We start from the raw sequence: 15828 nt of genomic DNA on the forward strand, positions 1-15828 counted from the left end.
GTGGCACTTCCTGAGACGGGCTATTGCGTCGGTGAATGGCGATCAGTTCCGAGGCAAAAACGAGAGTGAAATCGCTATCTGGAATGAATGTGCAAGATTGCTTGCCAACGCGATCATCTACTTCAACTCCGCGATACTGAGTCATCTGCTGGGACACTTTGAAGCGAGAGGAGATGAAGAGAAAGCGGGTATCACTCGTGCTGTTTCGCCCGTTGCGTGGCAAAATATCAACTTAAGCGGAACGTATAACTTCACTAATACTGGGAAATTGCCCGATATTGGCGAAATAACGAGGCCGATAGTGGATGATTAGGCTCCAAACTGAAAGTAAACCACCTCCGCAGCCATTTATTGGTGTAGTCTACAGAGGATTATGTCTTTTTAGAGGGGGAAATCCCCAGAACCCCTCTAAGGTAATTGCTAAATCACTAAAACAATTTGGCATTGTACGAAGGAAAAGTTTAACTCTAAGCCCACCTAAATTCTCTCAAACAACTAATGTACTGGCATTTATTGCAGGCTATATTGAAGGTGATGGATGGGTTAGAAAATATTACCAAAGAAATAATAAATGCTTTTGTATTGGCTTATGTAGTGGTTCAAAGCAGTTCATCGAATGGGCTCATAATGAAATAAAAAGCCAGCTGGGAATTACTGGTTCATTTAGCACCAATCAAAATTCAGTATCATTAAAATATTCAAACTCGGCTAGTATTACCTTGTTAGAGCGCTTATATCCTGTCTCTAACCAGAATAGTAAGATTACTAAAGCTTATTCAGAATTGGCATCTATAACTGGCCATGACAAACTTGAAATTTCATCGTGATTAAAATAAAGCTTTGTTCCATCACTTTTCAAAATGTAGCTTTCCAAAGATATTGGGTCTGTTCTTAATGTACCTTTGATATGACATTCAACTGATGTACAGCCTCGTAAAACTAATGTTGTATTTGGGGTACCATCACTGAGAAGAGCAACAACCCTATTTGTGACGTAGGTATGCAAAAGATAAATTATACCTATAACAGCTATCACCATATACCAAAAGCTTCTAAGTTCCCTAGATTCCGCCATATTTCGCCTACATTGTATTAATTTAACTCGCCTATTTTTCTAAGCGTACTTTAAATGAGTACTCTCTTTGCAATCTTCAATAAAAAGGCCTTAACAAATCATATATTTGTTAAGGCGCTTTGACACAACAACTTAATCATACATGAGTATTAAACCCACCAGCTAATTTTAAATTACTTCATTGCCTGAGTAACCGCATATGGCGTAGCAACCAACTTCAAATCTTCACCTATTTTGTATCGCATTTTATCAAGATCATCATTGAGCTTATCCAGTGATTCGATATATGGTTTAGCAACAGCCCCTTTTAGTGATACACCTACAGATGAATTTGACTTGATGTTATGAAGTACTTCCTGAAGTACCGTTATTATTTGCTGAGCTACAGCTTCCTGCGCTGTTAATGATAATGTCTTTGCGGCCAACCGAGGGCTTTTTAAAGCGCTTACTAACTCAGTAGCATTTAAATCTGCAATAGCTTGTAGTGCAATTTCATCTGCCGTCTGAGCTACATTCAGTCTTTTATCAATTTTGGCAACGAGCTTTTCTGCTATATCATCAAAAATGTACTTCAAGCCTCTGCTTGAGATAGTTTGTTCAATAGGGTTTAAGCAATTTGGATCTGTGCTTTCACACTTCATTACTCTAATTGAACCTGTATCAGACTCTTCGAAAATATCTCTTAATGAGACAGTTGCAGGTTTAGTTATTACATCAATCCCAGTATCGGTCGAGCTTGTGCTTCCAGACTTTCTAGAAATTGTTGTACCGGTTAACGACATGATCAGGTCTTTTAAGTTTGCGCCACCCAAACCTGAGATTGAGGAATGGGTATATGCACTGACATTTGCATTCACTAGAATATGATGAGCTGTATTAACTTCTACTTCGACACCATTTTTTTCTGCTTTAACAGCTGTATTATCTGTATCGCCTTTCGTAGCGTTTGCCTCACCTCTATCTGTTAACCAACCTGAAGCATCATTTGCGAGCCCTTCTAAAGCACCAAACTGCACTGAGCTCTTGAAAGTATCGACTGCATTTGTGCCGTCATCTAATTTCAGATCTCCCAAATATCCAACAGCCTTTTCGCAGCCATTAGCCGTCATTTGATTAAATTCATCAAGTTTTGTTTGAAGGTCTGACATTAACTTACTACATGAGGGACAAACTGAAGTTAAAGCCAAATTAAAGGCGTATGATGGTACACCTTGTGCAATCGCCCTTCCCATTTGCACTAATTGGTCGGAGTTTATTAAGCTAAAGCTTCCAGCAAAAAAATCGATGCCACCACAGCCTCCAGATATTTTCGGAGGTTGAAAATTAACGACATTAGCTCTTACCCCTTTTACTCTGTAAGAAGCCCCACCAAAACTAATACCGTTTCTTGTTGGTGTACTGAATGAAGTAGCAGTTGTCGTTTGAAATGTTACAGCTTCAGTAAAGACATCTTCCATCACAGTTGAAGCATGAATTGATGGAGACAAAGCGCTAAGTGCAATTAGCACTGTTAATTTATTAATTTTAAACATTACTGAGCCTTTGATGTCGTTGAAAGGTTAATCTCATTAAGCCGTTTTCTGAGTAGGTCAGATAGAATTGAAGGGTTGTCTTCTAACTTTTGCTTTTCAACTACTAAAGGCTCCTTTGACACAAGAATGTCTTTTACTTCTTGTGTTTTAACGAATTGCTCCTCACTAATGAGGTTCATCCGTTTTGCTGCATATAGTGCTCTTTGAACAAGTTCACTACCTGATGCCATGCCATATTTAATTGTTTGAAAGTGCTGACCATCATTTGAGACAAGCATTGTTGTAGGGGTAATGTTCACTTGAAACTTTCGAGACAAAGTCATATTAGGGTCGATCACATGCTTAACTCCCGGGAACTCTTTATCTAAAAGAATGCCATCCATTGAGATTGCTAACACATCAACCCCCATTATCTTAGCTAAGGACTCCATCGCAGGAAATTGTTGGTGACAATACGGGCAGTCAGAACGATAGAACATCCACAGCCCTGCTTTATCAAATAAAGAATTGAACACTTTGGCTTTATCTTTATTTGTTTTTACTTTATGAGCAAATAACGCATTACTTGAATTTGGTCGGCGGTTACTTTCAGAAAGTTGTTCTTCAAACATAAAAAATTCTTTTGTTTGATCGCTAAATGCATTCGCTTTGTCGATAGCTAAACGTTGTGCGTAATAATAGTTTGAGATGTTCTCTGTACTAGGGTCATCAATAGCTGTATTGAGTAATTTAGGAAGGTTTTCTTTCAACCACGCTGAATTAATTTCAACCATTTCTGGTTGTTTCTTATCATTTGGCTGTGCAGAAGGAGGTTGCGCCTTTGGAACTTCTTGCTTTTCCTCATCTACAAGCTCAGGATCTTCGTAAAAGTGCCATCCTCTACTAGGCTTTTCTGTTCCAGAAACCGGTGAGCTTTTAGCAGACACAAAGCCAGCATTCGTAAGTCCCAATGCTACAATTGTTAAACTTAAATAGAATCTCATTCCTTTCAACCTACGAAATATTAGCTACTTGCGTGTGTTGTACTCGAACTGATTGCTCTTGAACGAAATGATGGATATTTACTTTTTTAAGTTTGATTGTTTTCACTGACTTTGGATTAACACCACAACGGCACCAAGGACAAGAAGAAGTGAAGCTTTGGGTTGTTCTTAAATAAAAGCGGCCACATGAGCATCTATTGGGGTATAAGTCCTGCTTAGAAATTCCACAAAACAATGAATTTACTTGATTAATGTCAATTGGGTCGACCAAATCTTGGAAGCGCTTATTAAAGCTTATACAAACATTAACAAGCATATCTGCAAAAACATTATCATTATCAAAATCAAAATTAGGGTACAGAGCTTTAGCTTCATTAAATAGCAGATTCGCTATCAAAAAGCCTTCGCGGTTTGAATCAACCCATCCATAACCAACTGAATTTGCAATTTTCTTGAACTCAAAAGGCTTAGAAGAAATAGTGTCTACTTCCCTTTTTATTTCTTTATAGCGTCCAATTTTGATATAAGGAAAGAGCTCTGCAACAAGAGCTGGTCTTGCATTAAGAGACATCAGCGTAACAATCAGTGAAATGTCTCTTGTTATATTATATGAAACACTTCTTCCATCCACTAAACCTATGAGTTCTGAACTAATTGCATTCATAATTAATTCCCCACCACAGCGATTGAGGTACTTGCAGCTAAGTTTTTAAGCTTGCCAAGTTTTGAATCATTATTCTCAGCACTTTTAATAGCATCTAGCATTTGTTTAATTCCATTCAAACCAAGCGATGCCGCGTTAATAACTGTTTTTTCTCTAGCTAGTCGTTGCAATGTCATTGTACTAGCATCACGTATAGCAACCACATCAGCTTCAGATTGAATACAGAAAAGGTGCGCAGCCAATTGAATATCTACAACTGCAGCTTGTTTCACTAGAAGCAACGCACTAACTTGAATAGATATTGCTTCATCCAAAAATTGACTTCGATTTTCCATAACACAACCAATAAAAAATTATTAACAATGAAGCTATATTTTAAACAGAAGGTCACTAAATTGGCAACTATACAAAGTGTATATTTCACAATTAAAATTTATAGAAAATTTAAACAGTTGATTTTATTATTATTTATTTATTTATAAACCGACACATTATGATGCAAAAAAAATAAACACAACCTCCATCACTAGCACTTTATAACTAGATAATTAAGTCGAGTACTGTTATCAAAAATCAAAGTTGGCCATTCACAATCCAAATGTAATACTCAATTCAGGTTTAACTTTTAGGTTTTTAAATGACATCTCTGTTTCACATTGCAAATAAAATTAATGAAATGCTCACAGCATATGAGCTGGGTAACCTTCAAGAATTGAGGAAAAATATTCATTCTTTATCACGAGTTCCCTCAAAGTACGTATTTGACCAAAGGGGAGTAAAAAAAGATTGGGGAGCTCATTTCGGAGGTCGAGCCGAGCTTCAATTTAACATCGGCTTTGAAAATAATTCATTTCGATACGGAGTAGCATTCTCCCTTCGCCCTAGTAGAGATCATCCAAACCTTAATGCTCTAATAGAGAAAATTAATTTATTCAATGAATACATCAATGAATTCGGAACTGAGTTTTACGATTTAAGCATGTGGCACTATGATGTTGAGCATGACGGCTCTAGAAGTGAAGACTTTCAGCCAACCATAATCAAGTCAGAATGGTGCAAAACTAATGCTTTTATTTTCCTAGGTGAAAAACAAAATCGTGAAAGAATTGATTATCAGCGAGTTTGTGATGTGTTAGATCGCTTACTACCTTTGTATCTTCACATAGAGATAGCATCAAATACTGACAACCCTTCTACTCCCTCTTTTGTTTTCAAACCAGGTTGCAGAGCAAAACTGTCATTTACCAAAGCCTCCTATAAGAAGGATCAGCAAATAGATGTACGACTATTACACAATGATCTTCAACAGGCTTTGTATGATGAATTAGTGCAAGTCTATGGCAGGGATAACGTAGGCACTGAAAACGTTATAGGATGCGGAAGAGTTGATCTGACTCTCCAATTGGGTGAAAAGTACAGGTTGTATGAAATCAAAACTGCATTTAGTGCTAAATCATGCATACGGCAAGCAATTGGGCAACTTCTAGAGTATGCGTACTTTTATAAAGCAGGTTTCGTTGAAAAGTTAATTGTTGCTGGTCCTGTAAAATGCACAAGCGTTGAACATTCCTATCTGAATGAACTGCAAAACAAGTTTAATTTGCCGATCGAGTATTATCAAATCAAAGGCCCATGCTTTGACTTTGATTAGGTTATAATTTCATTTTACTTTCTTAAATTGTATTTATGTTGAAAAACCCCAAGGTAAGGGCGGAAATATCCGAAGACAGCGAACTAATAATGAAGGAGTGGTTATGGAAGTTTGGGTTACATTTGATTCAAATGTATGGGAATCAATAGTTGATGAAAATAAAAGGGCCAACTCTGCCGAGGTATATTCTCAGTTGTTCCATTTGATACAGTCGAAAATTATTACTCCATTTTTCTTTGAGGGCATAGCAACGATCGAGACAATGAAAAAGTCAGAAAGAAAACCTTATATAGCAAATTTTAAAGGTGCATATTCCATAACATTAGACGGGGAGGAAATTTCATCTTCTAAAGGCTCAAAAGCTCCAGAGTTAACTGAGTATTTAGCAAGTATGATACCTAAAGCATTAGAACTTGGATTTAGATTTACTAAGCTACCAAGAGTTGGCGCACCTGCGCTTGAGTTTGACAAAAAGTATCTTGCACCAGATGTAAGACATGATTTAGGCGATAGATTAGAACGATCATTCGAGTGCCTTAGGTTTATTGAAAGCCTGGGAGCTGGAAGAAGCCATCTAATGAATCAATTACCGAAGGTTGAAGGTGGCCTCATACAGAGAACTAAGGCCGATAACAATTTATCTGATAAGAAATATGCAAAAAGTGTTGGTGAGTGGGTTGATGGTGATGCTCTGGCAGCAAGTTATGGTTATGGTATTGATTACTTCTGTACTAATGACAGAGCCAGTAGTGCTGGTCAAACATCTATCTTTTATCATGAAAACCTTAAGAAGTTAGAAAGCAATTACCCAGTAAATGTAATCACTCCAGAGGACTTAATATGTAATTTAAAAACAAATGCCTCACAATTCAAGTAAGCCGCCCCCACCTAGAATGGTTCGGGTTGCGGATAGGTGCCTAAATAGGTCAAGTTCACAAAACGGAGTTGGCTAGGAGGGAGCAGATACCATATTACGGATACCAAGTAACTTATGATAATTCAGATATTCTGTTTCAAATTTTCAAAAACACCTAAAAACCACCAACTAAGACGTTTAAATTAGATGCCCCATTTCATTTTACATATTCAATCACTCATTCCGGTATTTGGCCTGTAACCAAATCAATTGAATCCTAATACCGGAATGCTTTAACAAGTCATCTAATCCACCTGCTGGTAAATACATTTGAACTTTTAGCTATAAGCTTAATTCAGAAGTCGGGCAAAGAAACTTCACCGAAAAGCAAACAAGACATTCACTTCAAAGCTAAGAAGCTCCTTTATACGGACTATATGTTGTTCATTCTTCGGACGCATACGGTTGCATCGTGTGTCCGTTATACGAAGTGTAAATTCGTGTGACGAAATCCATTTAATGGACTTCATTAAGCTGGTGATTAAAGATGATATATTTCCAAATTCATTGTTGTCGATGGAATATCATAATTTGTAATCAGTTGAATCCTTCCAAAATACGGAAGCTGAATACATCAAATTTAATCCGCCAAACGGAATGCTAATGCTAATCAACTGTCCGTAGTGTGGAGTGCAATCACATTTGTTTTATTCTTTAGACTTGTTAGATGTGTTGCCTTAATTTCTTTTTGAGCTTGAAAGCAAAAGCAGTACTCTGGTTAGAATGCACGTCCGCTTTGCGGAGTAAGCTCCGTTCAATTCATAGACCACTTGCTCACCTCCCCTACTAAATTACTAATCCAAGTGGATGGAAATGTATCAACATTGTTTTCCGCATTATGGAAGACGCCCATACCTTACAGACTCCATGATGCGGATTTGTCATCTAGTGATATATTTTGGTCAAAACTAACAATATTACTTATTGAGCTATTGTTCTGAAAATACCACCAGACAAAGCCTCAGTTCATTATACGGAAGAATACTGGAAACTGTTTTTCCATAATGCGGAATTACCAAACAGCAACAACATCCTTTAAGAGGAATAAGCTTAAGTTTACTATGGTTCATATGGCGGACTTTAAATGAGCTTATCTGAAGCTTCAGAGAACTTACAACTCATAAAATGCATATGAAGGATGAGTTAAACATATAGCGAACAATTTAACCGCTTTGCGGAAAGTGATTGTTATCTTTTAATGGCTAACACTATCCACTATACGGATTGTGAGCACTTAACTTTAAAAGAGGGTTATTCAAGTTCTAGTTTTTAGGTATGACCCTTCACATTCTATAAAATCTAAAATTGCTCATCATGACACCAAAGCTGCCTATAGCCACATGCTCATAAAATTTTGAGTAACCCCTCAGTTAGCTAAGGCTGGGTTTTTCTAAGTAAATAAATCAACACACAAAAGAGACGTAGAGTAGATTGATGATGTAAGCATCAAAGCTCTCAACTTTTAGATTTCAAGTAATATAAGTTAGTTTGCTACATATATGATGCAAAATTTCAATTTATTGCAGTAACCGTAAATGATATTTCTTTCCTGAACTATCTTCTTTAGAACCGTTTAAAACAAGGTGACTTAACGTTCACAGTTATTCTGTTGCATAAATTATGATGCAACCATTCAACATTTACAGTCGGTTTGACTACATGTTAAACCTGCCACAATAGCTCTCCAATTCATAAAAACGGGTTTTCTGCGTAGTTATGATGCAGAAAATAGTTAATTTAACCAATGTCATTCAATGACAAGTTTTTGCGTATCTATGATGCAAAAAACAATCTCCCTTTACAGTGTTCCTTGGCAGTTTCGCAACGCAGAAAACTTTTATTTGCGTCTAAATAGAGCAAGCCTTTTTATTGCTCTAGATTTATTTCCCAGTTACACCCTTGAGGTTTAATTCACTTCAACTTTCTGTTCGCCACACTTAAAAACGTGCTTTGGCTAATTTTTTTGAATATACGTTTGAAAATTCGGCTTTAGCTATCTTTTTGCAAAGCATAATTAAGTCTCAATTAAAGTTCGGGGTTAAAGATGCTGTCTACAGAAATAGAAGTGCTGAAATTAGTTTTAGAGGCTATCGAGGATGCTGAAAAACCAATTGTAGAAAGTGCACAAGATATTTGTGATCAACACAAAAAAAGGAGAGTTCTTTTAGATCAAATTCATGGTGAGTCGGGCGATTTTAAAAAATCGACATTACAAGTAAAAGTTAGGCAGCGAAAAAACTCTGAAAAATTTTACATCACTTGGGTTTCTCATGAGTACTCACCTATCAAGAAAATTAATAGGCATTGGGGGAAAGAAATTCCACCAACAAAAAAAGGATATACCGAAAAACAACTGAGTAAAAATTGCGAGGATGGCCACGCAAAAATTAATTGGGAAACTGAAATGCAACTTGCTCCATTAAGGGAGTCACTTGAAGTTTTGCATTCATCCAGAGTTAGTTTGAAAAAGCAGATCTGCAAACTTTCTAAAACACTATTTACCGCTCCAGCTGAGGAAGAAAATCATGATCAATAATGACCAACTAATCCATAAAACATTTGTTACTAATATCCAGTTCAAATCACACACCATCCATAACTTTTGGAAAAACGAAGGTGACCGGACATTAAATATTTATGAACGCATTGGTTCATTATTAATGTTAACCACTACAGAAAATGAGCTCTATTCGAAAGTAAGCGCTTGGGAGTCAGAGCTTGCTGATTGGTTTAACCAAGAAATCGAAAGTATACAAAAACAAAAAGAAGCATTTATGGAAAATGCCGGCTTAGAAGAATCACCAGAAGTTATGACACCAAGCTCTTATGAATCAAGCGTACCAGTTTGCTATCCAGTCACTTGGAAGTTACTAAATTTAATTCAAACTTTAGATAATGAAATCGCAGAATTAGAAAATCTTTGGTTAACCGGTTTTGTTACAGATTTAGGTCGTCATGAAAACAGCAATAGAGCGATTGGTCTATTACGAAAATTAGTAGCAAAAATTAGCAACGCTACTTCACCTGGTAAAGACAGAAGTGGTGGTCGATTTAAATCCACCCAACTAATTTCGTTAATTCGAGGTGGCCTAGAATTATATGTAGATGACAGCCTTATTTTAAAACAAAATGAAGAAATTAAAGCCAAAGCTTCAATTAAAAACACAGAAAAAAAGACTGACTCGAAATCCACTTCATTGGATAGCCCTTCTGCAGACTCTAAGAACGAAACCGAACAGCCAAGCAACTCAAAAGTTAACGCAGCTTAAAATGACTAGGCGGGAAACCGCCTAATTTTTCCAGAGAGAAATATGAAGCTTTTACTTATTCCTTTTACTATTTTAATTAAGCTTTTTTTTAAAGTTCAGAAAAAGTATCTAATCGTTCAAAGTGAAAATGCCGCTCGCTTGATGAGAGATGACGCAAAGAAGTGCAATGTAGATCTTGATAGTTCGAATAGCCCAGAGTTAGTTAATCAGATCATTGATGATAATAAATATTTAATTGCTCAAACTCGCTACTGTTTTGGAAATTGCCATGATTGGGAAAAAGAGAACCTAACCTTTCAGGGTCTATTTATAGATACGATTAAAAACTACGCTAGATATTGTGGCAACCTTCCTGCTTCTGAAGGTTATCACCATGCTAAAGAGTTCGGCTTAATTGAACATAGTTTACAAGTAGCTGATTTGGCATTAAGGCAAGCAAAGTCTCAATTCCTCCCTCAAGAATTCCCCCTAGACATCGAGAGACAAAGAACAAAAAGATATCAGTACGCCGCATGGCTTTGCGGCTTAGTGCACGATGCCGGGAAGATGCAAACTGATATGGATATTTACGATAAAAGCAATCCAAATAATATCTGGATTCCAATTATAGAAGACCTTGTTAGTTGGAAAGAAAAATACAAAATAACAAAAGTTGGCATTAGATGGAGAAAAGACAGAATCCATAAGGGGCATGAAGTTTCTCCACAACCCATATTTCAACAAATCCTCACTCCTGATGCAAAGAGGTACATAGGCACATGCCCTGGCAACTTACTTGAAGACATAAGCACCACCCTTGCAAACTATCAAGGTATAGATGGCTACTTACAAAGAGCGGTTCGCTCAGCTGACTATGTTTCAACTGCCAAAGACATTCAAACAACTTGGGACAATGACCTTGGCGCAAGGAAGTCAGCATTACACGAGAAAATCCTCAAGCTAATGCAAGATAAGGCCAAAGTATGGCTAACAGAAGGTAAAGCTATTGCTATTGATAACGAGATATACCTTCGGTGGCCTGAATGCTTCAATGAGTTAGCTAAGGAAATGCATCAATCAGATCCAACCGTTCCTAACAACCCAAGTCTTTTGCGTGAAAAAATGATGGATAGGGGCATTCTTCGTAAACAAGAAAAAACTGATTACGCGCTCTTTTTTGAAACTGTTACCAACCTGTCTGAGGGTATTGATTTACTCATCAGTAAAAATCTTAAGGGCGGTATTGGCGTTATTCGTCTGGAGTGGCCTTTATTTTTACTTAAAGGTGAAGTTATTCCACCAAACCGTTACGGCCTATTAAAACTCGACATGGGGCTAAACGCAGTCATCTACTCAAGTGAGGGTTACCGATACATAAGCGAAGAAAATGTTATTGCTCATGAGGCTGCGGCTCACTTAAAAGCTAATAGTGATTCTCTAGAAATGAAAGTTGAGTATTCGGCAACAAAAAGCCCGCAAAAAAACGGCAAGCCTAATACCAGTAAAGCCAAAGGAGAAGCTACTTCGGAAGAGCCCATTAAGCCTAACAATCCATCTGAAAAAGCAAAAGCAGCTCAAAAGGATAGCCCAAACAAAGATAAACCTAAAAAGGAAAAACCAAAGAACACTAATGGTGAACTATTTGCTCCAACTAACCAACAAAGCGAAAAGGTACCGGAAAAGCAAAATAACGAAACAACACTTAAAAAAGCAGCCCCAAAACCTAAGAGTGGTATTAAGGTGACTTCAACGACCAAAGCCATTGAGTTCATAAAGACCTTAGAACCGATTTTAATCGATGGTCAAAACTACTACCTTGTTGATGATAAATGGAAAGACAACCTTGACGACAATCTAGAAAACGAACTTGAAAAAACAGGGCTTATCGAAAGAAAGCCACCAGCATTAATTCGTTACTTCATCATCAATAAGCGTAAATACGTTAAAGCGAAGTCGCTTGAACCAAGTCAAAACCAAAAAGCTGAAAAAAAGCCGAAATCAAATGAAAATCAGGATAGTTCAGATGTAACCGCGGCTGATAATACATCTCAGAAAGCAAAGTTAGATATTGAATCTCTGCTTGCTATTGGCTTAACCCCTAAGACTGCTGAATTATTATTTGGAAACATAATTCACGAAAAAGTTGAGTTAATAGACGGCTTTTTAATTGCACCTATAAGAGATAAGAAAACTCTTGTTAATGCCGTCACAAACAGCAAAGCCAGCGAAACAAATATCTTGTCGAGTTCAATCGTACAAGATAAGAATGACATACATATTAAGGTGAAACATGACGCAGGAACGTAGTAACCCATTATTCCACGAAAATTTATACCGCCCTGTATATGAGTTAAATAAGGCTTACGCCTCTTTAGCCGCTGGTGTTGTAACCTTTACTTCAAGCGTTATTGAGAGTGAAGGCCATATCGGTATGGTGGGTTTTGGAATCACTACAATACTCACCGCTCAATGTGGACACTACACTCTAAAGGCAATTCCACTAGTCAAACGCCAGTGCAAAATCTTCTTCAACAAGATTGAATTCGAGGATATAAAAGCAATACGTCAAGAGCACATGGCTAAAGAGAATATCCTAAATCCAAACAACAAAAAAAAGGGAAATAACAAGATATTCATTGGAAATGGATTTGAATGGGGCGTGGAGCATGCAAATCGTTCATATCAAATACAAGGATTATACTCTGACAAACAAGAAGTGAAGCTTCCACTATTTCTTAAACCATTCGTTAATAAATGGCGTAAAGAAACGTTAAAGCTTGGCGGTAAGCCATGGATTGATGGTGTCGGGGATGCCGAAAGGCAATACGTAGATGCTGAAACGTTCTTTGGCCACTCTATGATTATGGGCAATGTTGGTACCGGTAAAACAACAATGTTCATTTTGCTTAGCCTCGCGATGATCCACAAAGGCTATACCGTCATTGTATTAGACCCAAAAAACGATTCATCGTGGCGCAAAGCATTACAAGCGGAAATGGAACATTTTGGTAAGGGCGAGCACTTCCACTACTTTCACCCTTCTAAACCATCTACATCTTGCACAATAGATCCGATTAAAAACTGGAATAGACCGACTGAGATAGCTGAACGTATCGCATCCATTATGGTTGAGTCGGGTAAAGAAGATAGCTTCATTCGATTCAACTGGAACGTCATAAACTCAACAGTTAACGCGATGCTTTATGCGGGCATACAACCACAAATCAAATCGATTGCTCGTTATGTGACAACAGGCAAAACCGCCTTAACTCAAAAGTGCCTTGAAAGACACTACGCTAAATGCTTAGGGGAAGATTGGGAGACTCAACTTAGCGCCAAAATGAGCTCTTTCGGGAAAACTCGTTTAGAGCAAATGCTAAATTACTATCAACAAGTTGTATCTCAACAACATCAATCACCAGAAGTGGATGGCATAATTCAGTTGCTTACGCACAACGCCGAGCATATGCAAAAGATGACAGCTAATTTACTTCCTATTTTTAGCGTCCTTACATCTACACCTATGGATGAGCTTATATCACCAGAAGAGGCGATAGCAGAAAGCTTAGATGCGCGTGATGAGGATACTAGATACGATACAGCTGAAAGTGAAAGTATAGATTACACATCAAATCACATTGAAGGTGTATCAAAGAAATCAGGGAAAATAAGAGAGAAAGACAGTCGTTATGTAGACACTTCAGACATCGTTGAAAATGGAGGACTACTTTACATGGCACTTGATTCTCTCAGCGACACAAAGACAGCTGGTTATTTAAGTAAACTTGTTTTAGCTGACATTGCTGCTGTAGCAGGTTCACGATACAACTTCTCAGAAGGGAGAGGCCGTCGAGTAGCGGTGTTTGTGGATGAAGTACATGCAGCGATTGCTGGGAATGATGCTCTTTTGAATTTATTAGCCCAAGGTCGTGCAGCATTTATGCAAATGTTTATTGCAACCCAAACTAAAGCTGATATTGAAGCTAAAACAGACCCAGCTACTGCAAACCGTGTATTAGGTCTGTGCAACAACTTCTTCTCTATGAGAGCAAACGACACATCAACTCAAGAATATGCTTCCAGCCAATTTGGTGAAGTACCAATAACCAGCCAACAAATCACTTTAGGTCAAAGTTCAGGGAACACAAATGACATGACTGACTTTGGTTCTTCATACGCTGAGAGGCTTACACAACAAAACGACAAAGCATTTAACGAAAGCCTACTTGGTTCGCTGCCTATTTTACAATATGTAGCACGACTTGCTGACGGCAGAACAATCAAAGCTAAAGTACCGGTAATACAACGATGAGCAGAGAAAAAGTATATAAAATTCAAAGTAGATGCTACAAAAAAAGCAATGTGAATAATTCACTTTCAGAAGATAACAAGCACATATACTCGGTCATCTACAAGAAAGCACCTGCTGTGGAAGAAACACTTCGATATTTGTTAGATTTTATTGGGGATGAATTGAAGCATCCACAACAAGATGTAGATCTATTTAATCACATCATTAACAAAGCTGGTCAGCACTCTCTTGTACATAATTCACATCTGAGCCGAGCAGAGTTTTTTAAAGCCTTTCTCTTCACGGTTACAAGTGAACTTACAGCCGTACTCGATGTTATGGTTTACACAGGGGGCTCAGGCTCGTGTATTGCAGTATGGGACCCACTCTTAGAGACAATCAGCCAGTTTCTCATCACGCACAAGAACTCAGCAATACGCGCTAAACCAAACTTGATTGAAAAAGAGTTAAATCAAGAATCATTATTGATGGTACAGCACTTTCTAATGAGCAAGATTGTGAAGCGTTCACACCTGTTCTATTTCGGCATTCCTAATTTCGATGAAAGTAAAACCCTTACATTTAAGGAGGCGTTTTCGTCATGATTTATGAGAATGACAGCGAAGACCTGTATAAGGATAAGTCTGGAGAGCAAAATAGAAAAAAAGAATACTCAAAGTTATTCATCTTTATTCTATTTGCGTTGGCAGCACAGGTTCTTGCTTTAAACCCCACCAGCTTTAACAGAATGCTAGAAAATGAAGTTAAAGCGAGCTACAAGGCCATCGGTGAAAAAAATTGGCTAAACCTTACAGATGCATCGTATAGGCACTACAACACAATCATTGTGAGGTCAGGATTTAAGCAGTATTTCTTGGACAAGGTAAATCGAGATACAGACGATAAAAACCCTTTAGCCAGGCTAACAGCAAAGCTTTTGCCTTTAGTGAAAAGAGTAACAAACAACATACAAACGCTTACATACCAAATCTTACACAGAGCAAACCTTTTAATGATTTGGCTTTATATTTTAGTGCCATTCGCACTTGCACAACTAGTTATTGGTGTTTATAGCTGGAGAATTAGGGCTTATACATTCGGTAACAAAACAAAGACTCGTATGTTAGTTATTAAGAAGCTAATCAAAGGTATTTTAGTAGGTGTCATTGTCTATTTCGCCCTACCCAACTTTTACCCTACAGCTGGGGCATACATACCTTTTATTGCTTTATTATTTGCATCATTCCTAACATCTAGATACATAGCAACACTGCAAAAGCATATATAGAGTATTCCCAGATAAAATAGTAATTCTGAAGTAATTGCTGATAAATAAATTAATTATCAAGTAGCCGAAGATACTGGCCACTTTTGAATACGTGTATTTTACCGTACAAAGTACAGTGCGATTCAATATCATCTGTCATTTGGGGGACAAAGAACCCTAAACAAGAGCCTCTTGCTTATG

At 37.5% G+C, this 15828-nt stretch carries 14 protein-coding genes; 10 read left to right on the forward strand and 4 right to left on the reverse strand.

Annotation, left to right across the window (positions count from 1 at the left end; translation table 11 throughout):
* Nucleotides 1-313: Tn3 family transposase (locus LPA49_RS16075; protein ID WP_230237183.1), on the forward strand; the 313-nt coding region annotated here is incomplete at its 5' end.
* Nucleotides 306-827 (forward strand): LAGLIDADG family homing endonuclease, encoded by a 522-nt coding sequence (locus LPA49_RS16080; RefSeq protein WP_230237187.1) that lies wholly within the window; start codon nt 306-308, stop codon nt 825-827. The genes LPA49_RS16075 and LPA49_RS16080, both read left to right, overlap by 8 nt.
* Nucleotides 828-1248: 421 nt before the next feature.
* Here LPA49_RS16080 and LPA49_RS16085 read toward each other — a convergent pair whose 3' ends face one another.
* Genes LPA49_RS16085 through LPA49_RS16100 form a run of 4 tightly spaced genes read right to left on the reverse strand, consistent with a single transcriptional unit; the run spans nt 1249 to nt 4589 of the window.
* Nucleotides 1249-2607, reverse strand: a complete 1359-nt coding sequence (locus LPA49_RS16085; RefSeq protein WP_230237189.1) for a conjugal transfer protein TraH — start codon at nt 2605-2607, stop codon at nt 1249-1251.
* Nucleotides 2607-3590, reverse strand: a complete 984-nt coding sequence (gene traF / locus LPA49_RS16090) for a conjugal transfer protein TraF (protein WP_230237192.1) — start codon at nt 3588-3590, stop codon at nt 2607-2609. The genes LPA49_RS16085 and traF overlap by 1 nt, the downstream gene beginning before the upstream one ends.
* 10 nt (nt 3591-3600) lie before the next feature.
* Entirely contained in the window at nt 3601-4254 is a 654-nt protein-coding gene (locus LPA49_RS16095) for a hypothetical protein (protein ID WP_036973897.1), read from the reverse strand.
* Nucleotides 4255-4256: 2 nt separating this feature from the next.
* Nucleotides 4257-4589: a hypothetical protein gene (locus tag LPA49_RS16100; protein ID WP_036973899.1), complete on the reverse strand. Its 333-nt coding sequence runs from the start codon at nt 4587-4589 to the stop codon at nt 4257-4259.
* Between the two features lie 302 nt (nt 4590-4891).
* Here LPA49_RS16100 and LPA49_RS16105 point away from each other — a divergent pair, with 302 nt between their 5' ends.
* From LPA49_RS16105 to LPA49_RS16140, 8 genes are all read left to right on the forward strand, one after another.
* Complete coding sequence (locus LPA49_RS16105; RefSeq protein ID WP_230237195.1) at nt 4892-5905, forward strand: hypothetical protein; 1014 nt, start codon at nt 4892-4894, stop codon at nt 5903-5905.
* 103 nt (nt 5906-6008) lie between these two features.
* Nucleotides 6009-6782 (forward strand): hypothetical protein, encoded by a 774-nt coding sequence (locus LPA49_RS16110; RefSeq protein ID WP_199524914.1) that lies wholly within the window; start codon nt 6009-6011, stop codon nt 6780-6782.
* Between the two features lie 2083 nt (nt 6783-8865).
* Entirely contained in the window at nt 8866-9357 is a 492-nt protein-coding gene (gene mobI / locus LPA49_RS16115; RefSeq protein WP_118845363.1) for a conjugative transfer protein MobI(A/C), read from the forward strand.
* On the forward strand, nt 9347-10090 hold the full coding sequence (locus LPA49_RS16120) for a hypothetical protein (protein ID WP_175080789.1): 744 nt from the start codon (nt 9347-9349) through the stop codon (nt 10088-10090). Before mobI ends, LPA49_RS16120 begins: the two co-directional genes overlap by 11 nt.
* A 42-nt stretch (nt 10091-10132) precedes the next feature.
* Nucleotides 10133-12376, forward strand: a complete 2244-nt coding sequence (mobH, locus tag LPA49_RS16125) for a MobH family relaxase (RefSeq protein ID WP_230237198.1) — start codon at nt 10133-10135, stop codon at nt 12374-12376.
* A complete protein-coding gene (locus LPA49_RS16130; RefSeq protein ID WP_230237200.1) occupies nt 12360-14381 on the forward strand; it encodes a type IV secretion system DNA-binding domain-containing protein in 2022 nt (673 codons plus the stop codon). The genes mobH and LPA49_RS16130 overlap by 17 nt, the downstream gene beginning before the upstream one ends.
* Nucleotides 14378-14965: a hypothetical protein gene (locus LPA49_RS16135; RefSeq protein ID WP_230237203.1), complete on the forward strand. Its 588-nt coding sequence runs from the start codon at nt 14378-14380 to the stop codon at nt 14963-14965. Before LPA49_RS16130 ends, LPA49_RS16135 begins: the two co-directional genes overlap by 4 nt.
* Complete coding sequence (locus LPA49_RS16140; protein WP_118845373.1) at nt 14962-15648, forward strand: DUF4400 domain-containing protein; 687 nt, start codon at nt 14962-14964, stop codon at nt 15646-15648. The genes LPA49_RS16135 and LPA49_RS16140 overlap by 4 nt, the downstream gene beginning before the upstream one ends.
* Nucleotides 15649-15828 lie beyond the last annotated feature (180 nt).

The organism is Pseudoalteromonas sp. MB41, assembly GCF_020966275.1.
Taxonomy (GTDB): Bacteria; Pseudomonadota; Gammaproteobacteria; order Enterobacterales; family Alteromonadaceae; genus Pseudoalteromonas; species Pseudoalteromonas lipolytica.